Here is a 25,733-nt window from a genome sequence, read left to right on the forward strand (position 1 = left end):
ATTTTATGAACGGAAAACTATCACCGGTTGTGGTCAACAGTTATCAGCCGCTGCGCGATATCGTCTGCGAGGTGTTGCGCGACGCGATTCGCAGCGGTGTGCTGAAACCCGGCGAATGGCTGAAGGAAAACGATCTCGCTGACGAACTGCTCGTCAGCCGCACACCCGTGCGCGAGGCGATCCGAAAACTGGAGCAGGAGGGTTATGTCGTTACGGTACCGCGGCGCGGCGCCTATGTCGCGAGCGTCTCTATCCGCGACATCAACGAGATCTTTGAGATTCGCGCGGCGCTTGAAGCGCTCGCGTGCGAACTCGCGGCCGAGCGCATTACGGAGGAGGAGCAGGAACGTCTGGAACGGCTGCTCGTCGCGATCGGGCGCGCCATCGAGGAACACGATATGGACCGTATCGTGCAGACGGATATTGAGTTCCACGAACTCCTCTATCAGGCGGCGCGCAATCAGCGCCTGCTGCTCATCATCGGCAACCTGCGCGAACAGCTCACGCGGTTCCGTACGATTTCCATGTCGTATCCCGGACGCCTGAAGGCGACGCTGGAAGAACACCGCGCTATCGTCGACGCCATCGGTTCCGGAGATGCGCGTCTTGCCCGCAAGGTCGGGGAAAAGCATATGGAAAATTCGGAGCAGACGCTGCTTTTCGCGATTGAAGATCAGGAGAAAAAGACGGGGACACCGCTCGTCAAGCGTAAAAGCAAGAAAAGCAAAGGGGCTGCCGAATAGCGTTACCCTGAGGATTGGAGGCATATATGTTGGACTTTATTACGGTCATACTGGCGGCGGGTAAGGGTACGCGCATGAAGTCGAAGCTGCCGAAAGTACTGCACTGCGCGGCTGGGAAACCCATGCTGCAGCACGTGATCGACGCTGCGGATACGGCGGGGGCGCGGCGCAATATTGTCGTCACAGGGTTTGGCGGCGAGACCGTGCGGAAAACCATCGGCGACAGCGCCGAATATGTCGAGCAGCGCGAGCAGCTCGGTACGGGACACGCGGTTCTGCAGACAAAAGAACTGCTGGCGGGAGAGCGCGGGACGATCATGGTGCTCTGCGGCGATACGCCCCTCCTCACGGCGGAACTCCTGGCGCGCTTCCATGAAGAGCATGTACAGGCGGGGGCAAAGGCCACCGTGCTCACGGCGATCATGCCGAATGCAAAGGGCTACGGACGCGTTGTCCGCCGTGCAAGCGGCGAGGTGCTGAAGATCGTCGAGCACAAGGACGCGACCCCGGAAGAACTGGAGATCCGCGAGGTCAACGCGGGCATTTACTGCTTTGACGCGGAGGCGCTCTTTTCGGCGCTCGAACGGGTGACGAACGACAACGCCCAAGGCGAGTATTATCTGCCCGATGTGCTCGGTATTCTGCGCGATACGGGGGAAAAGATCTGGGCGGTCGTCGCGGACAACTACGAGTGCACGCTCGGCATCAACTCGCGCAGCCAGCTCGCTGTGGCGGAGCGTATTCTGCGCAAGCGCAAGGTCGAGGAACTCATGGCGGACGGAGTGACGATCATCGATCCCAAGACGACGTTCGTCGATGCGGATGTGCGTATCGGCATGGATACGACCATTTATCCCTTTACGCTGCTCGAGGGCGATACCGTGATCGGCGAGGACTGCTGCATCGGACCGCACGTGCGTTTCCGGAACGCGGTCGTCGGGGACGGGGTCCGGGCGCATTACGCCTATGTGCACGACGCGGAGATCGACGGCGGGGCGGATCTCGGGCAGTTCACCCACATTCGCCCGGATACGCATATCGGGGAGAACGTCAAGATCGGCAATTTCGTCGAGGTCAAGAACTCCGAGATCGGCGCGGGCTCGAAGCTGCCGCATCTCTCCTACATCGGCGACTGCGACATGGGGACGGGGGTCAATATGGGCTGCGGGACGATTACCGTCAACTACGACGGCAAAACGAAGTTCCGCACAGTCATCGGCAATAACGCCTTCATCGGCTGCAACTCCAACCTCGTCGCTCCCGTTGCGGTAGGGGACGGCGCCTACATCGGCGCGGGCTCGACCATTACGCGCGATGTCCCGCCCAATACGCTGTCCGTTGCGCGCGCGCGTCAAAAAGACATCGAAGGCTGGAAAGACAAGAGAAAATAATCGTCCGGACCCGTTTTGAGATTCGTATGAAAAAGACGAACGAATACACTTCCAAAAGTATTCGGCGCGTGCTATACTGTAGTCGGTGTATGTATACAATCTAAGAAAACGCGCGCATTTTAGGAGGAATAGAAAGATGAGTTTTGAAACCGACAACGTTTGCATCCTGACGGGAAATGCGAATCCGAAACTGGCAAAGGACATTGCCGCACGGATCGGCGTTCCCCTCTGCGAGGCCTTCGTCGGGCACTTCAATAACGGTGAAACACAGGTGATGATCGAAGAGAGCATACGCGGAAAGGATATTTTTATCATCCAATCGACGAGCTTTCCGGTCAACGATAATCTGATGGAACTCCTCATCTTGACCGATGCGTGCAAGCGCGCCTCCGCGCACAGTATTACGGCCGTCGTTCCTTACTATGCCTATGCGCGGCAGGACCGCAAGACACGCGGCAGAGAACCCATTTCGGCAAAACTCGTCGCCAATCTTATGACGACGGCGGGCGTGACGCGCGTTGTGACCGTCGATCTCCATGCGGGGCAGATCCAAGGATTCTTCGATATTCCCGTGGACCATCTGGCCGCCGCTCCCGTGCTTGCCGGCTATTTTCGCGATCAGGCGATCGAGGACATCATCGTCGTATCGCCGGATCTCGGCGGGGTCACGCGTGCGCGCATCATGGCGGACTTCCTCCATGCGCCGATCGCCATCATCGAGAAACGCCGTCCGGAACCTGGCCGCGCGGAGGTGATGAATCTCATCGGAGACGTACAGGGCAAGACCGCGCTGCTCATCGACGATATCGTCGATACGGCAGGATCCCTCTGCGAGGGGGCCAAGGCGCTCATGGACCGCGGCGCAAAGAATGTGCTTGCAGCGTGTTCTCACGCGATCCTCAGCGATCCCGCAGTCGAGCGCATCGAAGCATCCCCTTTGGAGAAACTTGTCATCACGGACTCCATCCCGGTACCGCCGGAGAAGCAGTCCGACAAACTCGTTACGCTTTCCCTCGCACAGTCGCTTGCCGACGTTATTGTGCGCGTTCAAAGTCATCGATCGGTGAGCCTGCTGTTTAACCATCATTGAGCAAGTTCCCCGCGGCCGGATGAAGAGGCGTCTCAGGGGGCGTCTCTTTTTTCATCTACGCAGCTTTGCTAGGAGAGGTCCATGCATGTACTCATCATAGGCGCGGGGCCGGCCGGCGTCTCGGCCGCACTCTATGCGCGGCGCGGCGGCGCCGACGTGACAGTCGTTGCGAAAGGTGCCGGCGCGCTCCGTACGGCCACGTGCGTTGAGAATTATTACGGCATAGAAGATCCCGTCACGGGGGCGGAACTTGCGCGGCGCGGTATTGCGGGAGCGCGGCGCTTGGGCGTCGTATTCGTTACGGACGAGGTGCTCGGCGTCCGGGGCGATGAGGGCGGCTTTGCCGTCGACGGTAAAACGACGCGGTATCGGTGCGATGCCGTCATCCTGGCAACGGGGGCCGTCCGCGGGACGCTCTCCGTGCCCGGCATACGGGAGTTCACAGGGCGCGGCGTCAGCTCCTGTGCCGTCTGCGACGCATTCTTTTACCGCGGCAAGACGGTTGCCGTCGTCGGCGCGGGGGCATATGCGCTCCATGAAATACGGGTTTTGCAGCCCCATGCGGCACGCGTGATTCTGCTGACGAACGGCGCGGAGCCGACCGTCGGTATCCCGCCGGAGGTCGACGTCTATCCGGCGCAGATCGCACGGATCGAGGGAGAGCGGAGCGTTTCGCGCGTCGTCTTTGCGGACGGGACATCGGCGGATACGGCGGGCGTATTCCTGGCGATCGGCACGGCGGGCACCGCTGAACTCGCGGAAAAACTCGGCGTACTGATGGACGACGGCAAAGTTGTTGTACGCGCGCACATGGAGACCAACGTCCCGGGCGTCTATGCCGCGGGGGACTGTACGGGAGGCCTCCTGCAGATCGTTAAGGCCGCTTACGAGGGGGCGGAGGCGGGACTTGCCGTCGTACGGTATCTGCAAAAGAAGTGAAAAATACGGGGACTGCAGGGATTCCCCGTGAGAAAAGGGGAGGGATCGATATGCCGGCGCAAGCAAGGGAAGGCAGTCAATTCAGCGAACACATCGACGCGTTCAGCGTATGGGAGACGCTGACGAAGGAGGAGCGGGAACTCCTGCTCGCACATACGCAGTATGTGCGCTATCCGAAGGGGGCGGTCGTTCATCGCGGCGGACTGGGCCATATTCCGACGATGCATATCATGTCCGGCAGCCTGCGCGTCTATCTCCTCTCGGAGGAGGGACGCGAACTCACGCTGTATTTCATCCGGCAGGGCGAAATGGCGATCATTTCGAGCACCTGCGCGCTTGAAACCCTCAAGGGCGACGTCTATATCGACGCGAACGAGGATACGGAGGCGTTTGTCTCCGATACGACGGCTGTCCGCCGTATTCTGGACGCGAATATCAGCGCGCGTTTTAAAGCCTACGAGACTGCGGTGACACGGCTCTCGGAGACACTGTGGAAACTCCAGCAGATACTCTTTACGTCGGCGGACCGACGCCTTGCCAAATTCCTCATCGAGGAGTCCGAGCGCACCGCGCGCGATGAGGTGCGCTTTACCCATGAGCAGACGGCGCATTACCTTGGCACCGCGCGCGAGGTTGTCAGCCGTCTCATACGGGAATATGGACACGAAGGCCTCGTCCAAGCGTCGCGCGGCCGTATTCGGATCCTCGATCGCGCGGCGCTCCAAAAACGTGCGGGCGCCTAACTTCCCCGATCCTATAGCGGAGGTTTCTATGCTGCATTATCTGCCGGCAGGTATCGCCCTGCTGCTGCTCGTCATCTTGTTTCGATATCTGCCGCGGCGTGTTTTTTTCATCTTTGCGCTCTTGGTCGTTATTTTGGGCGGCGTACTCGTTCATATGCAGACGGCAAAACGTGCGGAGGCCCCCCTAACGAAGGAGCGGATCGAGACGATGAACCGGGACCAGGAGCTCTTCGTTCCATGGTGGGGGAGTTATCAAAAGAGCATCGGCGAGCTTGACCGCTGCTGGACGAGGTATCATCAGATTTTGGCGGATGCGAAGAAAGGGGAGAGCGATCTCGAGACCACCTATGCGCGTCTTGCGGATCTCGAGCGGGATATGCAGGAACTGCGCGCGCGCATGGATAAGAATGCGCCGTCCCTGGAACTCTCGGATGAGATATACAACCCGATTGCGAGCATCGTGAATAAGACGGGCGACTATGCCGCTGCGGAGCAGAAGGCTGTGACCCTTACGCGCGCGGCTGCGGATCCGGAGGCGATGAAGCAGCGGGATCCTGCGGAACAGGCGCGGCTCCTCGAACTCGTTATGCTTCGCGAGTCGCCCGTCGCACTCTTCATCGAAGACGAGATCGGTGCGATCCGCAGGTACCTTGCGCCCGTTTCCGCCGCGCATCGCGAAAATGCCGCGCATGCGGAGGAGCAGCCGCGGGAGAAAACTTGACGAACACGGCGTGTTCGGCTATAATACCCCTTGTGATTTAAGCAGCGCGCTCGTAGTCCAGTGGATAGGACGTTAGCCTCCGGAGCTGAAAGCGTGGGTTCGACTCCCGCCGAGCGCACCACTTTTGATCTTTTGCCCTGCAAATTTGACGCGGGGCTTTTTTTGTCTGAAAAAGGATTTTGACTGAATGCGAAGAATATTTACACCGAGAGTTTTTTTGTTTTTCGTTAGGAGATGAATGCATGGCCCGAAAAGAGGCGCAGGGACCGGCGATGCGTCCGATGCTCATGCGGACGCTGTACCTAAAAAAGAACGTCTTTCGGCAGTTTTTCTATGAGAGTTCGCTTCGCTTTGGGCAGCAGATCGGCCGCGATATCGCGGCGCTCAAAGATGAGACGGCATCCATCGTCAACAAGAAGTATATGTTCTCGTTGGGCAGAGATCGCAGCGGTGCGCACAGCTTTCTCAAATGGATCGCGGACGAGTTCAATGCGGAGGACGTATCGCATGAGCAGGAGGAACGCCTGCGCAGACTCGTCGCGGAGTATCCGAAGATCCGCACATATATCCGCATCGAGAGGGACCAGCTCGTCTTTGATCACGAGCGGTTCGCCGAGGATGTCGTGGCCGGCCGATTTAAGGAGAAGATTTTCGGCCTGACCTTTGATATTCAGAGCATCATCGAAACGGCCATCAATACGGGCTCCGTTCCGCTTGATTTCTCCATCGAGCCGTTCAAGAAGAAACTCCTGCAGTGCGACCATGTGCGGGCGAATATCCAGCCGTACGCGGAGCGTCTCCTTACAGATATGAGCCTCGGGCACTGGGACCTCTATGAAGAGCTGACTGCCGACGGGCGGGAGGACAGCGTCTGTCTGCGCCTGCCGCCGACGGATTTCCTCGTCGCACGGCCGCCGCAGCTCGACGTGATGATGAACGGTACCTGCGCCATTGATTTCGGCACGCGCAGCACCGTCGTCGTTTGCCGCGACCGGGAGGCGCGACTGCTGCGCATCGGCAAGGGGGACTACGCCAACGAGCCGACCATTCAGGACTATGAGAACCCGACGGCAATCGAGCTGATCGACATCGAGGCGTTCAAGCATCTTTACCGTGCGCGCGAGGGCCGTCCCTATACGGAGTGGGCGCAGGTTACGGCGTCGCATCAGGCGGCGGACGCGATCTTCAAGCGGCAGTCGGCGGAGGGGATTGCGGTCTATTACTCGGTGTTCAGCGAGTTGAAACGCTGGACGCGCGACACGGCGAACTCTCCGATCCTCAAAGACCGGCGCGGCTACATCCAAGAGGTCAAGCCCTATGCGGAGACGCTGCCGCTGGATGCGGGCGGATTCGATCCCATTGAGATCTACGCCTACTACCTCGGGCTTTACATCAACAATATGCACCGCAATATCTATCTCGATTACATCCTCTCGTTCCCCGTCGGTTATGAAAAGGATGTGCGGGAGCACATCCGCATGAGTTTTGAGCGCGGTCTCAAAAAGACCCTGCCGAAGGCGCTCCTCGACGATCCGGAGATGATGCGCCGCTTCCGCGTCTACGACGGGGCGAACGAGCCGGCCGCATATGCCGTCAGCGCGCTCGAGGCCTACGGACTCGAGCCGAGACATCCGGGTGAGGAGGTCGCCTACGGCGTGTTCGACTTCGGCGGCGGCACGACGGATTTCGACTTCGGCGTGGAGTATGTGCCGGAGAACCGCCGGCGTAAATTCATCATCGAGCAGTTCGGTTTCGGCAGCGATATGTATCTCGGCGGCGAGAATATCCTCGAGCTCCTCGCTTACGAGGTGTTTAAGGACAACCTCGCGGAGATGCGAAAGCACAAGATCACGTTTGCCCTGCCGCCCGAATGCGAGACGTTTGCCGGGGCGGAGGCGCTTGTACGCGAGACGCGCGATGCGGCCTCGCATCTCAACAATAAAATCCTCGCCGAGCGCCTGCGGCCCTTCTGGGAGCGGGGCGTGGGCTACGACGAGTTTGCGACGGGCGACGGGTTCCAGACGACGCTCACACTCTTTTCCTCGGAAAAGACGGGCAACGCCGGCAATCGCGCGCAGGTGTACCTCAACATCGACGTACGAAAACTCGAGCGCACGCTCGAGGGGCGCATTCGGCGCGGCGTGGAGAATTTCTTCCAAGCGATGGCGACGGCATTCAAGGGACGTACGGTGCGGCAGGTGCATATCTTCCTCGCGGGGAACTCCTGCAAGGCGCCGATCGTGCGTAAGCTGTTCGAAGAGTATATCGCCCGTCAGGTGGGCGGCGGAGCGCGCATCCAACAGAACTTCAAGAACGGCGGCCCCATGCAGAAAGGAAAGCCGCAGGCGGATCCCGCGAAGGCCGCCGCACCGCGTAAGGACGATCCGTTTCTGCTCTATCTACCGCTCGGTATGGAGGATGAGAAGAGCGGGAAGGGAAAGAAGATTTACGACGATTTCGACCGGCTCCGCACGGGCAAGACAGGGGTCGCATTCGGCCTTCTCCGCTGCCGTAAGGGAGGCAAGGATGTCAAGATCATCAACAAGAATGTGGATGAACACGACGAACTGCTCTTTCCTTACTTCCTCGGGAGCCTCAATGAGCGCGGCCGGTTCCGGGTGGATATCGACGCGCGCGTCGAGTACGGAACGTGGTCGTATTTCACCTATGCGGATGAAGATGAATTCGAGCTCTATTATACGCAGGAGCCGCGTGCGATGCAGGGACGCATGAAGGCCGCGGAGGTGCGTATGGTGCGCTGCATTATCGACGACGACGATGTGAGCGACGACGATGCGGTCGGGGTCTATATCCGCAAGAAGTCGCCGAATACGATCGAGTACACCGTAGCGTCGGAGAGAAGTTTGGAGACGAAGCCCTATGAGGGGAAAATATATACCGTTCGTCTGTGATCGTTTTGCGTGCAGAGAGGAGTACTGCGATGCGCCATTTGCCGTTTAAAAATTATATGGAGGACGCCGTCGATCACATGCTGGATCGGCTGGCGCCGCAGTATCCCCATATCTGCATGTGCGAGCGCTGCCGTACGGATATGATGATGATTGCGCTCAACAATCTTCCGCCGCGCTACGTCTCCACGCATAAAGGGGCCGTCATGCGCCGTGTGGAGGGCATGGAGATGTCCTATGATGTGGAGGTCCTGACAGAGACGCTGCGCGCGATGCAGATTGTCGGCGGGCAGCCGCATCACGGCCGCAACGAGGAAGGGATTTGACCGCTATTCGGAAACGATGACACCCGCTGATAAATATTTGTCAAGCGGGTGTTTTTTTGGTAGAATAGGAAAGACTGCAAAGGAATCTGCGCGTCGGCGTCTCTTCGGAGGTGCGGGCGCGTTTCTTTTGCGAGACGCTCGTCACTGAGAGAGAGGATGCTGCTATGTTCGCAAGGATCAGGCGCGATATCCGCGTTGTCTTTGAGCGCGATCCCGCCGCGCAGAGTACGCTCGAGGTTGTGCTCTGTTATGCGGGGCTCCATGCGATCTGGGCGCATCGCCTCGCGCATGCGCTCTATCTGCGCGGCTGGGTGCTCGTGCCGCGGCTCATCTCGAATTTTGCGCGTCTTTTAACGGGCATTGAGATTCATCCGGGCGCGACGATCGGCGAGGGCCTCTTCATCGACCACGGCACGGGTATCGTCATCGGCGAGACGGCGGAGATCGGCAGAAATGTCACGCTCTATCAGGGGGTGACGCTCGGCGGAACAGGAAAGGAGAAGGGCAAGCGCCACCCGACCCTCGGCAACAACGTTGTCGTCGCCTCGGGGGCAAAGGTGCTCGGCTCGTTCACCGTCGGGGATCACGCGAAGATCGGCGCGGGCTCCGTTGTGCTGCGCCCCGTGCCCGCCCACGCGACGGTCGTCGGCATTCCCGGACGCATCGTCGTCATGAAGGGCCGTCGCGTCCGCACGGAGACCGAACTTCTTCGTGCGCGCGCGCTTTCTATCGAGGAGGGGGAGAGCGTCGATGCGATTGCGGACGAACTGGACGTCGATCTCGATCACGATATGCTGCCGGATCCCGTGGCGGAGATGATCGACCAGATGCACGGAGAGATCGAGGCGCTCAAAGAACGCCTGAATACGCTTGAAACAAAATCATAGAGGTGTATGGAGTGCTTACTGTTTACAATACGATGACACGCAGGAAAGAGGAATTCCGGCCGCTCAAAGAGGGGGAAGTCAGCATTTACTGCTGCGGCGTGACGCCGTATAACGATCCGCATATCGGGAACGCCCGCCCCTTTGTCACGTGGGACGTCATTCGGCGCTATCTCGCGCGCAAGGGCTATCGTGTGCGCTACATTCAGAACTTTACGGATGTAGACGATAAAATCATCAACGCGGCGAACCGTGAGGGCGTGACGTGGAAGGAGATCGCCGATCGCTATATCGCCGCGTATTTCCGGGCGATGGATGCGCTCAATGTGCGCCGTGCCGATGTGTTCCCGCGCGTCTCCGAGACGATGGAGGACATCGTCCGCATGATTGAGACCCTGATCGCGCGCGGTTATGCCTATGCGACGCCGGAGGGCGACGTCTATTACAGCGTGGAGAAGTTCGCGCGTTACGGCAAGCTGAGCGGACGCAGCCTGGACGATATGGAGGCGGGGGCGCGGGTCGAAATCAACGAGACGAAACGGCACCCGATGGATTTTGCCCTGTGGAAGGCGGCAAAACCCAAGGAACCCGCATGGGAGAGCCCGTGGGGCCCGGGGCGCCCCGGTTGGCACATCGAATGCTCTGCGATGTCGGTGAAGTATCTCGGCACGGCGTTCGACTTCCATGGCGGCGGCAGCGACCTCATCTTCCCGCATCATGAGAACGAGATCGCGCAGGCGGAGCCGTGCATCGACGGACATGAGAAATTTGCACGCTATTGGCTGCACAATGGGTTCATTACGATTGACAACGAAAAGATGTCGAAGTCAAAGAACAACTTCTTTACAGTGAAGGACATCCTCAAGGAGTTCCCGGGAGAAGTGATTCGCTTCTTCATTCTCCAGACGCACTACCGCAGTCCGCTCGACTTCAGCGACGAGCGCCTGAGCGAGGCACAGGCGGCGCTCGCGCGCCTTTCTCATACGAAAGAGGTCATCGACGAGCTCTCGGGATGCGAGGGGACGGCGGACACTGCCGCCGTACTTGCCGTGCAGGCAAAGGAGTTCCTCGCGGCGTTCGATGCGGCGATGGACGACGACTTTAACACGGCGCTCGCACTCAGTCAGATGTTCGGGTTGTCCAAGGAAATTAACCGATACCGGCAGGAGCTCGAGCACGGCGCGGCGTTCGATGCAGCGCATTTTGCGGAGGCGGCGGATGCCTACCGTACGATGGCGGAGATCATCGGCATTTTTGAGCAGGAAACCGCGGCGGCGAGTGACGGGCTCGCGGACGGTCTCATGGAGATCATCATCGGTCTCAGGCAAGACGCACGCGCACAGAAGAACTGGGCGCTCGCCGACCGCATCCGCAACGAACTCAAAGAGCACGGCGTTGTCCTCGAGGATACCCCGACCGGCGTGCGCTGGAAGAGGGCATAACGGCGGCATGAAATTTGAACGCTTTCAAGAGCTTGTGCGGATGATGTTTGCGCCGGATGCCGCGGGGAACATCATCACACGCTATGAGAAAGTCGATGCGCGGGATGTGCATCCGCTCGTACTCGCTTACGTGGGGGACGCGTATTTCCATCTCTATGTGCGGATGCGGCTGCTCGCTTACGAGCAGTCAAAGGTGCGGCTTCTCGACACGTTCAGTGCGCAGATCGTCTCGGCGGTCTGGCAGGCAAAGGCGTATCGCGGCATTGAGCCGATACTCTTGGAGGAGGAGCGCACGATTTACCGCCGGGCGCGCAATACGAAGAGTCATGCGCCGCGCAGCGCAACGGTCGCGGAGTACCATGTGAGCACGGGCTTTGAGGCGCTGCTCGGGTCGCTCTATATGCGTGGAGAGACAGCGCGGCTCGAAGAGATCGCGGAAGCGGCGTTTCAAATCATCGCCAAAGAGATGATGGAACAGATAAGGAACAATCACAATGGAAATTAAACTCATATCAAAGACGCCGAACTACCTCAGAACCTGCTGGACGGCGGCGCGTACCTGTTACAGCGCGGACTCGCCCATCGAGCTCCTCACGCAGGAAAAGACGGACGAAGAAATGCTGCGTCTGCTCGATCGCATCATGAAGAGCAAGCACCTGAGCGTGGTCGAGCACTGCGCCATGACGTTTGCCGTCAAGGACGTCTCGCGTACACTCCTCGCGCAGTACAGCCGCCACCGCATCGGTGTCTCGCTGAGTGTGCAGAGCCAGCGCTACGTCTCCGAGCAGTCATCGAAGCAGGCGGGCGGACTCTTTGGTCATGTCGTTCCTCAGACCATCATGGAGAACGGCGAAGCACATGTGCGCTATATGGACTGCATGAAGGCGATTCAGGCGGCGTATGACGAACTGCTCGCCCTCGGCGTCGCGAAGCAGGACGCGCGTTTCGTCCTGCCGGGCGGCGCATGTACGAATTTTGTCACGACGCTCAATCTGCGCTCCTTTATGGACGTCTATGAGAAACGCGTCACGACCCCGGGCGCACAGTGGGAGATCAAGGAGATGATGTGCCGTATGCGCGACCTCATTGTCGCGGAGGAGCCGTGGCTCGAGCAGTATATTCCGCGAAGCTGATTCGATGCGCGGAACGTTGAGGACGTCTGTGAGAGGAGCGCGTGCATGAAACAGGAGAAACGGCATCCGGAGGAACGTCCCGCGGATCCTCCCGCCGGCATGCTGGTCGGGCGCCACGCGATCACAGAGGCGGTGAAGGCCGGACGCGGCGTCAACCGCATCCTGCTTGCGGACGGCATGCACGGCAACGGCATGCGGGAGCTGCGCGACCTTGCCCGTACCCATGATATCGCGGTGGATATCGTATCGCGGGCAAAGCTCGACGCCGCGGCGCAGGGGGCGCGGCACCAAGGCGCGCTTGCCTATGTCGCGCCCGTTTCCTATGTGCCTGTGGAGGAGATCGTCGCGGGCGCGCGGGCGCGCGGAGAGGAGCCGCTGCTGCTGCTGCTCGACGGCATCGAGGATCCCCATAACCTCGGCGCGCTGCTGCGCACCGCGGATGCGGCGGGGGTGCACGGCATTCTTCTGCCGCGTCGCCGCAGCGTGCCGCTCACGGAGACGGTGGCGCGCGTTTCGGCGGGCGCGCTCGCTTATGTTCCCGTCGCGCACATCGGCAACGTCGCGCAGACCATACGCGCACTGAAGAAAGAGGGCTTTTGGATCGCGGGTGCGGACATGGCGGGCAGCGACACCTACGACAAGGCAAATCTCACGGGGACGCTCGTCCTCGTCATCGGCAGCGAGGGACGCGGCATGAGCCGCCTCACGCGCGAGCTCTGCGACTTCACCGTGCGCCTGCCCATGCGCGGGAAGATGAACTCGCTCAACGCGTCCGCGGCAGGGGCCGTTCTCATGTACGAGGCGATGCGCCAACGTGCGGCGAAGGAGGCCGCGCATCATGGATAGCGGGCGGGAGCGCGCATACTATCTCGTTGATGGCTATAACGTCATCAACGCGTGGCCGGAGCTGATCCGTCTGCGCGGCAACCTCGACGAGGCGCGCGACGTGCTCGTTCGTATCCTCGCCGAATACGGCGCGTTCGAGAACTACGAGATGACGGTCGTCTTCGACGCGCTCTTTACCGAGGATGAGGAGCGCATTCTGCATCTCAGCAACCGCCTGCGCGTCATCTATACGGGGGCGGGGGAGACGGCGGACAGCTGCATCGAGCGGCTCGCCTATAGAGCGGTGCGCGCCGGACGGGAAGTCCACGTCGTCACCTCCGACGGCGCAGAGCAAAGCCTCATTCTGGGAGCGGGCGCCTACCGCATCCCCTCGCCGGAACTCCGCCGCGCCGTCAAGAAGGCGAAGAAACTGATGAAGGCGGAATACATTGCCGCGCATACGCAGCCCGTCGGGCGGATCGAGGTGCACGAACGTCTCGACCCCGCCACCGCCGCGCGGCTCGAGGAACTGCGGCGAAAGAAGTAAATCTCCCGCAGACCTTCGGTAGGAAAAGATAGAAGATATATTTACGAAAAGATGAGTTGCAGCCTTTTTCCATCCACTCTGACAAACAACCGAGTATTATGAGGAAAGCGCATGGAACTCAAAATCCTGATTACGTTCAAGACGATTATCCGTACGGGCAGCTTCTCCAAGGCCGCACAGCGCCTCAACTACACGCCGTCCACGATCACGTTCCACGTCGCGCAACTCGAGGAAGCGGCGGGGGTGCAGATCTTCGAAAAGAGCGGCCGGCGCATGATCTTGACGCAGGCGGGCGAGGCGCTCGTCCCTTACGTCGACGAGGTGCTCGAAGCCGCGCGTAAAATCCAAAATTTTCAATACGACATCTCGGGCTGTCACGGGACCCTTACGATCGGCGCGCCCGAATCCATGCTGTGCTTTCGCCTGCCGGCACTCCTCAAACGCCTGCACCGACACGCGCCGCATGTGGATCTCCGGCTGCGCTCGCTCTCGAGCCGCAGCGTGATTGAGGCGCTGCATGAAGACACCGTCGATATCGGCTTTGCCTACGGCGTGCACGATAAAGATCGGGAGCAGATCGATTTCCGGGTATTCGAGAACAGTCCGGCTCATTTTTACACATCGCCGTCGGTCGCCGCGCGCTGCCCGGATATGAAGACGAGCGGGCAGACGGTGGCGGAGGTAACGCGCATCTCCATGCCTCGGCCGGGGGAGATACGCGCGCTCCTGGACGAGTATCTGAGAAAGAAAGAGATTTCTTTTACGAATACCATCGAACTGCTCAGCACACAGACCATCATCAACCTCGTCGAAAACGATATGGGCATCGCGCTCCTGCCGGATTTCTCCGTGCAGGAGCGGGTGGCGCGCAAGACGCTCGCCATTGTGCCGTCCGAAAAGATCCACGTCCGCTCTTTCTGCGGAACGCGGAAAAATAAATGGCATAGCCCCGCGATGAATCTCTTTTTCGATATCCTGTCAGAGTATAAGGATGCGGCCGATGCGCCGTAATCGTTTGCCGGCCTTTTCGCCGCCGTATGAATGGTGAGGGGCGGCCTTTCTATTTGGGAGAGAAACACATGGAGCGGATCATTGCCGAAGAGATCAAGTCCTTCGATACGAGTATGGATGCGTTATGGAGCCGGCATGATCTCGTTCTGCTTGCTTCGGGATCCCTCATCTGCCTCCGTGCCGTATACCAAAGGGCGGCCTTGCGCGGCGTCCTTTCACAGCTGCGCTATGCTATTCTCCGCGAGGAGGACTACGCGATCGGCATGGCGGAGGAGAAGATCCGCGATGCGGTGCGGCGGGCGGCGATGCTCCAAGGGGCGCGCGTAATCGTCATTTATCTCTCCTGTCTCGACATCTTGATACGTCTCGACTTCTCCGATATCGAAGCGTGCCTTTCGGCAGAGACGGGGCGTATCGTGCGCTGTTTCTTTCGCGGCCCCCTTGCAAAGGCGGATGCAATCCCGCACGAGACGGCCAAGGAACTTCTGCGTCGTCTGCCGCCGGAGAAAACGCGCGTCGCTGCGCCTGCACCGCTGCCGCCGCCCATGAGCGACATTGCGGGCGTGAACGATCTGCTGCGCGGTTCGGATGCCGTAAACGTCCTTGTCACACCGTCGGGCTGCCGCAGCCCGCTGGCCCGCACGGACATGATGCGGGAACGCCGCGATGTATACGCCGCGCTGCCGGAGGCGGAGGATTATATCTTTGGCATGGAAGAGACGGTGCGCGCGCAGGTCGATACGCTTGCGGAAAGAGAGCGCTGCCGAACGCTGAATATTTTGAGCTCGCCCGTACCTGCATTCATGGGGCTGCAGGAAGAGTTCGTGATGGAGAATCTCCCCGCACAGAACTGTTATGGACGGTTTTTTGAAACGAACGGATTCCGAGATGCCGTCGCGGGGATTGCGGCGGCGACACTATTCCTTGTGCGGGAGGCTGCGGATGCGTGGGCGACGGTCTCCCGCGGCGTATACGTGCTCGGTTGGAGTGCGATCCTCGGCGGTGAGCGCGCACAATTTGAGACGGCGGAGCGGCTCTTTGCCGCGTACGGTTATACGATGCATATGGTCGGGGCGGACGAATTGCCGGAGTATCCCGCGCTCGTATGGGCGGTTTCCGCCGCGGGGGTGCCCGCGGCGGAGTGGATACGCGCGAACAGGGACATCCCTATGCTGCGGACGCTGCCCCTCTCCGCGGTTGGAACGGCGGTGTGGGAACGCGATGTGTGCGCGGCGCTCGGCGTACAGTATAAAGAAAGAATGTCGTTGAACGACGAGACAATATGCCCCCGCGAGGCATGCGGAGGGGAACGCGTTCTGCTGATCGGCGATCCGATCGCGTCGGAGGCGATTGCCAATGTCCTGCGCAGATACGGCCGGCATAACTTGCAGTTTGCGGCATATGCGTGGACGTCCGAGACGGCCGAACTCTATCGTCATGCGGCGGAGGGAGGGGAAATCTTTTGTTTTTGCACACGCGAGGAGCTGCAGCCCGTGTGGGATGCGGCGGATATCGTGGTTGCCGATCCCGTATATTGCGCTGTCCTCGGAGAAAAACGAATCGTCCCGCTCCCGTCCGGACTTCTGTCCGGCAGGAATGCCGCGCTGCCGGGCGGGGGCGTTTTAGGCGATGTGTTTTATAAGGAATTGATGAAATTTCTCGGACAATAACGCGCGTATCGAATAAAAAAGTTCAAAAAAATTGAATTCATCCTTTGAATCCTTTCAATTGTTCTGCGTCGTTCATTATGATAAAGTCAAAAACAATTCAACTTAACGGCGTATAAAAGGGGATTAGAACATGACAAAGAAAAAGATTGCGTCATTTCTTACGTTATGGCTGGCGGGCAGCGGCATCGCAAATGCCGCGCAGCCGGAGGTGCTCAGCGATACGGCAAGGGCGACGGAGGATACCTACGAACTCCCCGCAGTGACGGTCACAGGCGCGCGCACACTGACGGATACGGACGGGCGGCTCATGCTGCCGGGCGGCTTTCAAGCGCAGGAGACGAATTTCGGCCTGCTGGGCGATCGGGACGTAATGCAGGTGCCGTATACGGCGCAGAGCCTCACAACGAAGAATTTCGATACGTTTTCTGCGCCGTCGGGCGACGTGAATCAGGTTCTCGCGAATGTGCCGTCGCTGCGCGTGGGCACCTCGCTCATCAAGACGGACTTCTCCGCGCGCGGGATGCTTGCGAACGGTTCGGCGATGTATCTCAACAATGTGCCGGGCTTCTTCATCATGGCAGCTGGTCCGGTGACGAATACGATTGGACGTGCCGATGTTATGGTCGGGCCTGCGGCAACGCTTTCCGGCTCGGTGCAGTCCTACAACGGCCCCGACGGCGGACAGCCGGTCTCCGTCTACCTCTATACGAAGCGCCCGGAGAAGGGCGATTTCACGCGCTACCGGCAGACGATGGGCGGCTACGGCCACTACGGCAGCTATATCGACGTGAACCGCAGCGGTCTCGGCGACGGGACATTCGGCGTGCGCGTCTACGGCGAGCACAGCGAGGGGAATTTTGCCGTGAGCGGTGCGGGACGGCAAAAGACGAACCTCTTTGTCGATGTCAGCCGCGAGACACCGAAGAGCACGACGAATCTCTTCGGCGGATACTACAGGGACCGCCTGCGCGGAACGGAGCGGCGCTTCCAGATTCAGCGCACGGCGCGGCAGGTGCCGGGTGCACCCGATGCGAGCCGCAGCTACGATGATCCGAACCTCATGCACAGCGACTGGGACGGCTATCAGATCACGCTCAACCACGAGCAGAAGATCAATCCGCATACGAAGTGGTTCCTGAACGCCGGCACGAACGACATGACGAACCGCCGCTTCATCTATTGGTCGCAGGTGACGATTGATGGAGACGGCAACCTGCGCGGCAACCGCGTCTGGTCGCAGTATTTCTATCTCAAGAGCCGCTACGGACAGATCGGGGTAAACCATAAATTCCGCACGGGAGCAGCGGAGCATGACGTGACGCTCGCCGTGGACCGCTCGTGGCGCGTCCAGTACAACAATACGCGGCGCGATGGGGCGGGGGCGCAGGTGTCGGGCAATATCTACTCCGGCATCATCTATCGGCCCTCGATCTACAGCTACGACATCTCCGACAGTCTCGGGCAGAAGTTCCAGTATCAGGAAATGGATACGAGCATCAACCTGATGGACAATGTAAAGATCGGGAAATGGAATCTTCTCGCCGCCGTGACGCGCCGCCACGGGAACTATCGCGGCAGTGCGGCGGGCAGTCAGATCTCCGATACGCAGTATGCGCCGACGTTCGGTGTGACCTATGCGCCGACGGAGCGCCTCTCGGTCTATGGGGCATATGCGCGCTCCACGACGCGCGGGCAGGTCGTCCCCGGCGGCTATGACAACGAGGGGACGATCCTCCCCTCTGTGAAGGTGACGCAGAAGGAACTCGGCGTCAAGTACAAGTTCGGCAATATGTACGCCGCGCTCGCGTATTTCGACGTGAACCAGCCGAACTATATCGATGTTGCGACGGGGGCGTCGACGAAGGCATATCGCCTCGACGGCGAGAACCGCTATCGCGGCGTGGATCTCAGCATTACGGGCGCAGCCGCGCCGAAGTGGAACGTATTCGGCGGGATTCAGTACCTCCATGCGCGCCAGCAGCGGACGCAGGGCGGCGTAAACGACGGCCTGCCGACGGACAGCTCGGCGCCGTGGAGCGCCGTTGCGGGGGTTGAGTATATGCCGAATGCGGACTGGACCATCACGGGGCGTCTGAACTACGTCTCGCGCGGCACGATCATCGGCACCGGCCGCCGCGAACTCTCCGTACCGTCATCGGCAGTATTTGATCTCTTTGCGAACTATCGAACGAAGATCGGAACGACGCCCGTGTCTCTGCAGGCGTCCATCTACAACGTATTCGACCGCAGTTACTGGATTTTGCAGCCGGGTCAGGGGAGCAAGCTGCTGCTCTCGATGCCGCGGACGTTCATGCTCTCCGCGACGTTTGATCTCTGACTGCACTGCGGATAGACATGCAGGAGGGGCCGCTCCAGGACTTTTACAAGCCTTTGGGGTGTGCCCCGTATTGTATTTATGCTATAATTTCAGATGGAAGTTTTGGGAATAGGAGGATGATCATGAAACATCGTTTGTCATTTGGTTTTCTTGCGACTCTGATGCTCCTCTGCATCGTGCTCGCAGGATGCGGAGCGCAGCAGGCGTCCGCCCCTAAGGAGGAGCGTGTCGTGACGGATACGACCGGGCGTGAGGTACATTTGCCGGGAGAGATCAAGAGCCTCGCTATCGTGCCGATCCCGTGGGCGTCCATTGTCTACGCGGTAGACGGCACGGGGCAGCGCATCGCGGGGATGCATCCCTCGGCAAAGGCATCTTATGAGAAGTCCATGCTGAAGACGTTGGCGCCCGAACTGGCAGGAGCTTCGACGGATTTTGTCGGGCAGGATTTTTCCATTCACATGGAAGAGCTCGGCAAGTTGAACCCGAGCGCCATCGTCGTTTGGAATTATCAAGAGGAGGAAATCAAACAGCTGGAGGCGCTTAAGGTTCCGACCATCGCGTTGAAATACGGCACGATGGAGGACTTGCAGAACGGCATCCGCGTCATCGGAAAAGTGCTCGGCAAAGAGGACCGTGCCGAGGAAATCATTGAGTTCCAAAAGGACACAATGGCCTATTTCGACGGGAAAAAGGCGGCACTCGCGGACAAACCAAAGCCGAAGGTCCTTTATTTATACGATGAGAATCTCAAGGTTGCGGGCGGCAACGCCGTCAATACCATGATGATTGAGACGGCAGGCGGCGCGAATGCGGCGAAGGAAGTCGACGGAACATGGGTCAATGTCACGATGGAGCAGGTCGCCGCGTGGAATCCCGATGTCGTGATCGTCAGCAATTTCTCGCAGGTTCAGCCAAGCGATCTGTTCGAAAACAAGCTCGAAGGCCAGAACTGGAGCAATATTGCCGCCGTTCGTGAGGGTCGTGTGTGGAAAGCGCCCATCGGCCTCTACCGTTGGGATGCGCCGTGTGTCGAGACGCCGCTGATGATCAAGTGGCTCGGACAGAAGCTGCATCCGGACGTCTTTAACGACTATGTGCTTGCCGACGATATGCGCAGCTTCTATGAGAAATTCTTCGGTTATCAGCTGACCGACGAAGATTTGAAGTTCATTTTCCATGAGTGAGGCCGGGTTATGCAAAAGAGTAACCGATTGCTGTGGCTGAGCCTGACCGGCGGCCTGATCGCCGTGTTTTTCCTCTCCCTGGCGGCGGGGCGTTACCCGCTGTGGCCGGACGAGGTCGCTGAGATTCTGATGAATGCCCTCGGCGGTGCGCCCGGTGAAGATATGGCATCGACCGTTGTACTGGAACTGCGCCTGCCGCGTACTCTGCTCGCGATGCTGGTCGGCGCGGGACTCTCGCTCTCGGGGGCGGTATACCAAGGCATCTTCCGCAATCCGCTCGTCAGTCCCGACGTGCTCGGCGTCAGCAGCGGTGCGGGTTTCGGTGCGGTGCTCGGCATCCTGCTCTGGGGAACGGGCGGCGGCACGTCCTTGCTCGCATTTTTATGCGGTGCGGCTAGTGTGTGGCTCGCGTACTATTTCTCCAAGAGTCGCGGATCGGTGTCGATGATGTCACTCGTCCTTTCGGGCATCATCATCTCGTCCATCTTCTCCGCGCTCATTTCACTGGTCAAATATGCCGCCGATCCCTATGACAAACTGCCAGCCATCACCTATTGGCTGATGGGGAGCTTTTCCAAGGCGGACTTTGACAAGCTCGAAATCATCGGGCTCCCGATGATCGCGGCGGGGGCGCTCCTTCTCGCAATGCGCTGGCGGATCAACATTCTCTCGCTCGGCGAGGAGGAGGCGCGTTCGCTCGGAATCGATCCCGCGCGGCTGCGCAATATCGCCATCGTTGCGGCGACCGTTATCACGGCGCTCTCCGTGACCAGCTGCGGCATCGTCGGCTGGGTCGGACTCGTCATTCCGCATATGTGCCGCCGGATGGTCGGCGTCGATCATCAGCGGCTGCTGCCGGCAACCTGCTTCGTGGGCGCGATCTTTCTTGCACTCGTCGACATCTGTGCGCGCAGCCTGCTCGCAGCGGAGCTGCCGATCGGCATCCTCACCGCACTGCTCGGCGCACCTTTCTTTGCCGTACTCCTCAAGCGTACGCGGGAAAAAATGGGGGATTGGTCATGATCGAGGTGAAGGACGCCGCATTTTCTTACGACGGCAAAACAGAAATCTTTTCGGGGCTGAACTTCTCCCTCCGTGCGGGCGAGATATTGACGATCCTCGGACGCAACGGCATCGGCAAGACCACATTCCTCCGCTGTCTGCTCGGCATCCTGCCGTGGACGCGCGGCGGCTGTTTGGTGGCCGGGGAACCTCCCGTACCCGACGCCGTCAGCGACAAGATCGGGTATGTGCCGCAGAGTCATGCCCCCGCGTTTCCCTATACCGTCTTTGAGATGGTCATGATGGGGCGGGCGCGGCGCATCGGCCTCTTTCGAACGCCGAGCGATGAGGATCGCCGCCGTGTGGCGGAGCTGCTCGAACTCGTCGGCGTTGCGCCGCTCGCGGATCGACGCGCGACGGAACTCAGCGGCGGCCAGCTGCAGATGGTCTACATCGGGCGCGCGCTTGCGACCGAACCGAAGATCATGATCCTCGACGAGCCGGAAGCGCATCTCGACTTCCACAATCAGCTCATCGTACTGCGCCTGCTCAAAAAACTGGCAAGCGAGCGGAACATGACGATTGTTATGAATACGCATTCCCCCGAGAATGCGCTGAAAATATCCGACAAGAGCCTCATGATGCGCCGCGGCGAATACGTCTTCGGCGATACGCAGAACGTCCTCACCGAGGAGAATCTGCGCCGTTACTTCGATATTGACTGCCGCGTACTTGAGACACAAGTAGGCGGCGAAACCCATCGGGGGTTGCTGACGCTGCTCTAGCGATGAACAAAAACTGTTTGTATCCGTAGTTGGTGCAGATAGTTTTTTGATGCGCGGTTTTTGGTACAACATATCGGATATTCCCTCAATAAGGGATTTGTATTATAATAAATGCAGATATCATTTCGCAGCGATGGGGGGCTTAACGATGGCAGTCAAACAGACGGCGGGCAGAGATGTTTTAGGCGCGTTTGCGCCGACATTTGCTGCGTTGAACGACGACGTATTGTTCGGCGAGGTGTGGAGCAGGGAGGATGCACTTTCCCTGCGGGACCGCAGCCTCGTGACGGTGACTGCGCTCATGGCGCAGGGGCTCGTGGATGCGTCGTTCCGCTATCATCTCGAAAGTGCGAAGGCGAATGGCATCACGCGGACGGAGATCGCGGAGATCCTCACGCACGCCGCGTTCTATGCGGGATGGCCGAAGGCGTGGGCGGCGTTTCGCATGGCAAAAGACGTGTGGGCGGAGGAGACGAACGATGCCGACGACGCGATGGCGCGGCATGCGCGCCGGATGGTCTTTCCCATCGGCGCGCCGAACGATGCCTACGCGCAGTATTTCAGCGGAAAGAGCTACCTCGCGCCCATCTCGACGGCGCAGCTCGGCATTTACAATGTGACGTTTGAGCCGGGCTGTCGCAACAACTGGCACATCCATCATGCGGCGACGGGCGGCGGTCAGATTCTCGTCTGCGTCGCGGGACGCGGTTACTATCAGGAGGATGGGAAAGAGGCGCGGGAACTCCGGCCGGGCGATGTGGTCAATATCCCGCCGAACGTGAAGCATTGGCACGGCGCGGCAAAGGACAGTTGGTTTTCGCATCTCGCCGTCGAAGTCCCGGGCGAGCATACGAGCAACGAGTGGTGCGCGCCGGTGTCCGCCGAAGCGTATGGGAAACTAAAATAATAGCAAGCGCATAAAAGCAGCCTGTATCTCGAAAACACAGGCTGTTTTTTTGCCACGACGCACGAACGGAGATCCGCGCGGTTAAAATGAAATCTTCTCGCCCTGCCAGCCCGTTGTGCGGAGAAAATCCTTCCAGCGCAGCGCGTGCGGGTTGATGTTTCGATACCATGACAGATCGCGCGTCTTTTGATAATAGCCGTATTCAACCGCGTAGCGTGTCATGCCGCAGAGTTCCTCGACGAGCGGCTCGTTCGCGGCAAAAGCGGGGAAATGGGAGAGCAGCTCTTCGCGCGTATACGCGGAGCTATATACCGCCTGCTTGCCGGTGACCTCGACGAAGGTCTCGACAATTTCCCGCGGCGAGAGAACGTCTCCGATCACGGGCAGGGAGGCGCCCGCATACTGCTCCGGATGGGAGAAGATTTCGAGAACGGCCGGTCCCGTGGCGCTTGTCGGGTCGACGAACGGCGCTTTGAAATCCTCCGGCAGATAAATCGGAAAGACGAGCGTGTCGCCGTCGTCTTTCCGGTACGGCGTATAGAATTCCATAAAATTCGTATAGAAGAACGCCGGGTAGATAAAGCTGCTCTGAACGGGAAGGGTACGAATATATTCTTCGACGCGCGCCTTGTCAGTGAAATGCGGGGCGGAAAGCCTTCCGCCCGTAATCTGATCGACGTTCTCCAGACTGCTGTATACGATATGCGGCACGCCGGCCGCAGCGGCGGCGTCCGCGAGTTCTTTGCCAAGCGCCGTCTCATGCGTCGCAGGCGGCGGGAGATTGGGCGTCATCAAGAAGACTCCGTAAGAGCCGCGAAAGGCGCTCTCGAACGCGTCTTTATGTCCGAGCGTCAGCGGAATATGGACGAGCTCCGCGCCGCGGCGGACGAGTTCCCGCGCTTCGGGCGTATCCGTGCGCCGCGTGATCCCGCGCACGGCGAATCGGCCGTCGGCAAGCAGCGTCTTGGCGACGCTCGACCCTTGTTTTCCCAAAACGCCCGCGATCGTAATCAGCGGTTTTTCCGAACGGTTCATAACGCATCCTCCTTAAAACGTGTGCATTCTCACATGCATCATAACGCGGCGAAAGAGAAACGTAAATACACACAATGAAGTAAGGAAACGCTTACTTTTTGGTAAGTATTGCCGGGGCATGCGGCACAGGATATAATAGACGGGGAGGCGCATCCTATTGAAACAATATCGTCTGGGAATAGAAGCCACGCTGGAAATTCTCGGCGGCAAATGGAAAGCGCTGATCGTTTGCCTGCTCATGGCGGGGACGAAGCGCACGGGGGAGCTGCGCCGCCGCATCCCCGGCGTGTCGGAAAAGGTCTTGATCCAGCAGCTGCGCGAGCTTGAGCGGGACGGGATCGTCAAGCGGACCGTATACGAGCAGATGCCGCCCAAGGTGGAGTATTCGATCACGGAATACGGACGCACCGCCGATGCGATCGTCGACGTTATGTGCGCATGGGGGCGTGAAAATATCCGCAGGCGTCAAATGATGGGCGAGCACATTGTGCTGGACGGATGGAAGGATGGAGGATACTGAAAAAGCAGTCTGTATCTCGAAAATACAGGCTGCTTTTCGCATTTATCTCCTCAATCGCATCATTACCTCCTCATGTGATGCGAATAGGAGAAGTGAATCGTTTTATGTCGATGCGGGCGCTGCCCGCTTATTTTTTTACCACCGCTTGGTCTTGCGCCAAAACGACGGGCGCAGGAGAATGAGGAGCGTAAAGATTTCGAGGCGGCCGAGGAGCATCGTGAGGCAGAGCACAGCCTTGACGAAATCTGAGAGCGGCGCATAGGTCGCGGTCGCGCTCACGATGCCGAACGCGGGGCCGATGTTGCCAAGCGTCGTGACGGCAACGGCGAGGGCGTCGAACGGGAGCAGGCCGTCCGCCGTGAGCAGCAGCGCGGTGATAAAAATAATGAGGAGATAAAGGAAAAAGAACGTACCCACGCGCAGCAGCGCGGCACTGTCCACACGCGAGCCGTTGAGCGAGACGTCAACGACGCGGTGCGGATTCAGTTTTTGCAGGATAATGGCGCGGGCGTTGCGAAAGAGGAGAACGACACGCGCGACCTTGATGCCGCTCGCCGTCGATCCCGCGCAGCCGCCGATGATCATGAGCGTCAGCAGCAGGAGCTTTGAGAAGGTCGGCCACACTTCAAAATCTGCGGATACGAATCCCGTCGTCGAGAGGGACGGCACTTGGAATACGGCGGCTCGCAGTGCGGTCGGCACATCCAGCCCCATCTCAAGCGTGAGGTTCAGCGTGACGAGGAGGATCGCTCCCAGCACGATGAAGAGATACGTGCGAAACTCCGTATTGCGGCGGACGGCGGACGGCCCTTTGATCCAGACGCGGTAATAGAGCGAAAAGCTGCCGCCCGCGAGGAACATGAAGAAAGCGGTCCACAGCTCGAACGCAATGCTGTGAAAGTGCATCGCGCTGTCGTCATAGGTCGAGAACCCGCAGGTGCCGATCGTCGACATGGCATGGGTCACGGCAATGCCGGGTTCCACGCCGCAGAGCATATAGACGGCGGTTGCGGCCGCGGTAAAGACGAGATAGATCTTAAAGAGCGCCATCGTCATATCCCGCAGGCGCGGCATCACGCGGTCCATCGTCGGCCCCGCGCCCTCGGCGTTGTACATATAGATCGTACTCGCGCCCGACTGCGGGAGGAGCGCGATGAAGATGACGATGATGCCGAGACCGCCGATCCACGCGGTCATCATGCGCCAAAAAAGGATGCTGTAGGGGAGCGGGGCCAACGTTGCAAAGACCGTCGCCCCCGTCCCCGTAAACCCAGAGATGCTTTCAAAGAGCGCGTCGAGGAACCCGAGGTAGCCGCCGAGCAGATAGGGCAGCATCCCGAGGAATGTGCCCGTCATCCAGCCGAACGCCGTAATGGCGATGCCCTCGCGTGCCGTCAGTTCCTCGGCAGGTCGGCCGTAACGGCGGAACGTGAGGCCGAGAAACGCGCTGACAAGTGCGGACAGCATGAATGCCTCGCGGCTGCTTTCATGATAAACAATGGCCAAGACGAGCGGTATGACGAGCGACGCCGCGACGGCGAAGGCGAGGCGCGAGAGAATATAGTTGACGGTATAGATATTCATA

Annotated in this window: 24 protein-coding genes and 1 tRNA gene; 23 read left to right on the forward strand and 2 right to left on the reverse strand. The window is 59.5% G+C overall.

Annotated elements, in window-relative coordinates; genetic code table 11:
- Positions 1 to 5: 5 nt before the first annotated feature.
- The 22 genes from HMPREF9161_RS00265 to HMPREF9161_RS00370 all read left to right on the forward strand — a co-directional run bounded on the left by HMPREF9161_RS00265 (position 6) and on the right by HMPREF9161_RS00370 (position 22,593).
- Positions 6 to 743, forward strand: a complete 738-nt coding sequence (locus HMPREF9161_RS00265; RefSeq protein ID WP_009727662.1) for a GntR family transcriptional regulator — start codon at positions 6 to 8, stop codon at positions 741 to 743.
- Positions 744 to 769: 26 nt separating this feature from the next.
- The gene (gene glmU, locus HMPREF9161_RS00270) at positions 770 to 2,134 is read left to right on the forward strand and encodes a bifunctional UDP-N-acetylglucosamine diphosphorylase/glucosamine-1-phosphate N-acetyltransferase GlmU (RefSeq protein ID WP_009727663.1); all 1,365 of its coding nucleotides are present in this window, start codon (positions 770 to 772) and stop codon (positions 2,132 to 2,134) included.
- A 136-nt stretch (positions 2,135 to 2,270) separates the two neighbouring features.
- Positions 2,271 to 3,224 carry a ribose-phosphate pyrophosphokinase gene (locus HMPREF9161_RS00275; RefSeq protein WP_009727664.1) on the forward strand — a complete coding sequence of 318 codons (954 nt, stop codon included), beginning with the start codon at positions 2,271 to 2,273 and terminating at the stop codon, positions 3,222 to 3,224.
- Between the two features lie 81 nt (positions 3,225 to 3,305).
- Complete coding sequence (locus tag HMPREF9161_RS00280) at positions 3,306 to 4,163, forward strand: NAD(P)/FAD-dependent oxidoreductase (RefSeq protein WP_009727665.1); 858 nt, start codon at positions 3,306 to 3,308, stop codon at positions 4,161 to 4,163.
- A gap of 50 nt (positions 4,164 to 4,213) precedes the next feature.
- A complete protein-coding gene (locus HMPREF9161_RS00285) occupies positions 4,214 to 4,906 on the forward strand; it encodes a Crp/Fnr family transcriptional regulator (protein ID WP_009727666.1) in 693 nt (230 codons plus the stop codon).
- 28 nt (positions 4,907 to 4,934) lie between these two features.
- Positions 4,935 to 5,627: a hypothetical protein gene (locus tag HMPREF9161_RS00290; protein ID WP_009727667.1), complete on the forward strand. Its 693-nt coding sequence runs from the start codon at positions 4,935 to 4,937 to the stop codon at positions 5,625 to 5,627.
- Positions 5,628 to 5,673: 46 nt separating this feature from the next.
- Positions 5,674 to 5,748: transfer RNA gene (locus tag HMPREF9161_RS00295), tRNA-Arg, on the forward strand.
- Between the two features lie 121 nt (positions 5,749 to 5,869).
- On the forward strand, positions 5,870 to 8,539 hold the full coding sequence (locus HMPREF9161_RS00300; RefSeq protein ID WP_009727668.1) for a hypothetical protein: 2,670 nt from the start codon (positions 5,870 to 5,872) through the stop codon (positions 8,537 to 8,539).
- A 29-nt stretch (positions 8,540 to 8,568) separates the two neighbouring features.
- Positions 8,569 to 8,862 carry a late competence development ComFB family protein gene (locus HMPREF9161_RS00305; protein ID WP_009727669.1) on the forward strand — a complete coding sequence of 98 codons (294 nt, stop codon included), beginning with the start codon at positions 8,569 to 8,571 and terminating at the stop codon, positions 8,860 to 8,862.
- 164 nt (positions 8,863 to 9,026) lie between these two features.
- Complete coding sequence (gene cysE / locus HMPREF9161_RS00310) at positions 9,027 to 9,749, forward strand: serine O-acetyltransferase (RefSeq protein ID WP_009727670.1); 723 nt, start codon at positions 9,027 to 9,029, stop codon at positions 9,747 to 9,749.
- An 11-nt stretch (positions 9,750 to 9,760) separates the two neighbouring features.
- Positions 9,761 to 11,188, forward strand: a complete 1,428-nt coding sequence (cysS, locus tag HMPREF9161_RS00315) for a cysteine--tRNA ligase (RefSeq protein WP_009727671.1) — start codon at positions 9,761 to 9,763, stop codon at positions 11,186 to 11,188.
- 7 nt (positions 11,189 to 11,195) lie between these two features.
- Positions 11,196 to 11,693 (forward strand): Mini-ribonuclease 3, encoded by a 498-nt coding sequence (locus tag HMPREF9161_RS00320; RefSeq protein ID WP_009727672.1) that lies wholly within the window; start codon positions 11,196 to 11,198, stop codon positions 11,691 to 11,693.
- Complete coding sequence (thyX, locus tag HMPREF9161_RS00325; protein WP_009727673.1) at positions 11,683 to 12,321, forward strand: FAD-dependent thymidylate synthase; 639 nt, start codon at positions 11,683 to 11,685, stop codon at positions 12,319 to 12,321. Before HMPREF9161_RS00320 ends, thyX begins: the two co-directional genes overlap by 11 nt.
- A 45-nt stretch (positions 12,322 to 12,366) precedes the next feature.
- Positions 12,367 to 13,167 (forward strand): 23S rRNA (guanosine(2251)-2'-O)-methyltransferase RlmB, encoded by an 801-nt coding sequence (gene rlmB / locus HMPREF9161_RS00330; RefSeq protein ID WP_009727674.1) that lies wholly within the window; start codon positions 12,367 to 12,369, stop codon positions 13,165 to 13,167.
- Entirely contained in the window at positions 13,160 to 13,693 is a 534-nt protein-coding gene (locus HMPREF9161_RS00335; RefSeq protein WP_009727675.1) for an NYN domain-containing protein, read from the forward strand. Before rlmB ends, HMPREF9161_RS00335 begins: the two co-directional genes overlap by 8 nt.
- 111 nt (positions 13,694 to 13,804) lie before the next feature.
- On the forward strand, positions 13,805 to 14,704 hold the full coding sequence (locus HMPREF9161_RS00340) for a LysR family transcriptional regulator (protein ID WP_009727676.1): 900 nt from the start codon (positions 13,805 to 13,807) through the stop codon (positions 14,702 to 14,704).
- 68 nt (positions 14,705 to 14,772) lie between these two features.
- Complete coding sequence (locus HMPREF9161_RS00345; RefSeq protein WP_009727677.1) at positions 14,773 to 16,374, forward strand: nitrogenase component 1; 1,602 nt, start codon at positions 14,773 to 14,775, stop codon at positions 16,372 to 16,374.
- 130 nt (positions 16,375 to 16,504) lie between these two features.
- Positions 16,505 to 18,712 (forward strand): TonB-dependent siderophore receptor, encoded by a 2,208-nt coding sequence (locus HMPREF9161_RS00350; RefSeq protein WP_009727678.1) that lies wholly within the window; start codon positions 16,505 to 16,507, stop codon positions 18,710 to 18,712.
- A 122-nt stretch (positions 18,713 to 18,834) separates the two neighbouring features.
- On the forward strand, positions 18,835 to 19,899 hold the full coding sequence (locus HMPREF9161_RS00355) for an ABC transporter substrate-binding protein (RefSeq protein ID WP_009727679.1): 1,065 nt from the start codon (positions 18,835 to 18,837) through the stop codon (positions 19,897 to 19,899).
- Positions 19,900 to 19,908: 9 nt separating this feature from the next.
- Positions 19,909 to 20,922: an iron ABC transporter permease gene (locus HMPREF9161_RS00360; protein WP_009727680.1), complete on the forward strand. Its 1,014-nt coding sequence runs from the start codon at positions 19,909 to 19,911 to the stop codon at positions 20,920 to 20,922.
- Complete coding sequence (locus HMPREF9161_RS00365; protein ID WP_009727681.1) at positions 20,919 to 21,686, forward strand: ABC transporter ATP-binding protein; 768 nt, start codon at positions 20,919 to 20,921, stop codon at positions 21,684 to 21,686. Before HMPREF9161_RS00360 ends, HMPREF9161_RS00365 begins: the two co-directional genes overlap by 4 nt.
- Before the next feature lie 148 nt (positions 21,687 to 21,834).
- On the forward strand, positions 21,835 to 22,593 hold the full coding sequence (locus tag HMPREF9161_RS00370) for a carboxymuconolactone decarboxylase family protein (RefSeq protein WP_009727682.1): 759 nt from the start codon (positions 21,835 to 21,837) through the stop codon (positions 22,591 to 22,593).
- Positions 22,594 to 22,674: 81 nt separating this feature from the next.
- Here HMPREF9161_RS00370 and HMPREF9161_RS00375 read toward each other — a convergent pair whose 3' ends face one another.
- Positions 22,675 to 23,628 (reverse strand): NmrA/HSCARG family protein, encoded by a 954-nt coding sequence (locus HMPREF9161_RS00375; RefSeq protein ID WP_009727683.1) that lies wholly within the window; start codon positions 23,626 to 23,628, stop codon positions 22,675 to 22,677.
- Between the two features lie 157 nt (positions 23,629 to 23,785).
- On the opposite strand from HMPREF9161_RS00375, the gene HMPREF9161_RS00380 reads away from it, so the two are divergent.
- Positions 23,786 to 24,148, forward strand: coding sequence for a helix-turn-helix domain-containing protein (locus tag HMPREF9161_RS00380; protein ID WP_009727684.1), 363 nt, complete (start codon positions 23,786 to 23,788; stop codon positions 24,146 to 24,148).
- A 135-nt stretch (positions 24,149 to 24,283) separates the two neighbouring features.
- Here the strand turns inward: HMPREF9161_RS00380 and HMPREF9161_RS00385 are convergent, their stop codons facing one another.
- Positions 24,284 to 25,732, reverse strand: coding sequence for a TrkH family potassium uptake protein (locus HMPREF9161_RS00385; protein WP_009727685.1), 1,449 nt, complete (start codon positions 25,730 to 25,732; stop codon positions 24,284 to 24,286).
- Between the last annotated feature and the right edge of the window lies 1 nt (position 25,733).

Source organism: Selenomonas sp. F0473 (genome assembly GCF_000315545.1).
Classification (GTDB): Bacteria; Bacillota; Negativicutes; order Selenomonadales; family Selenomonadaceae; genus Centipeda.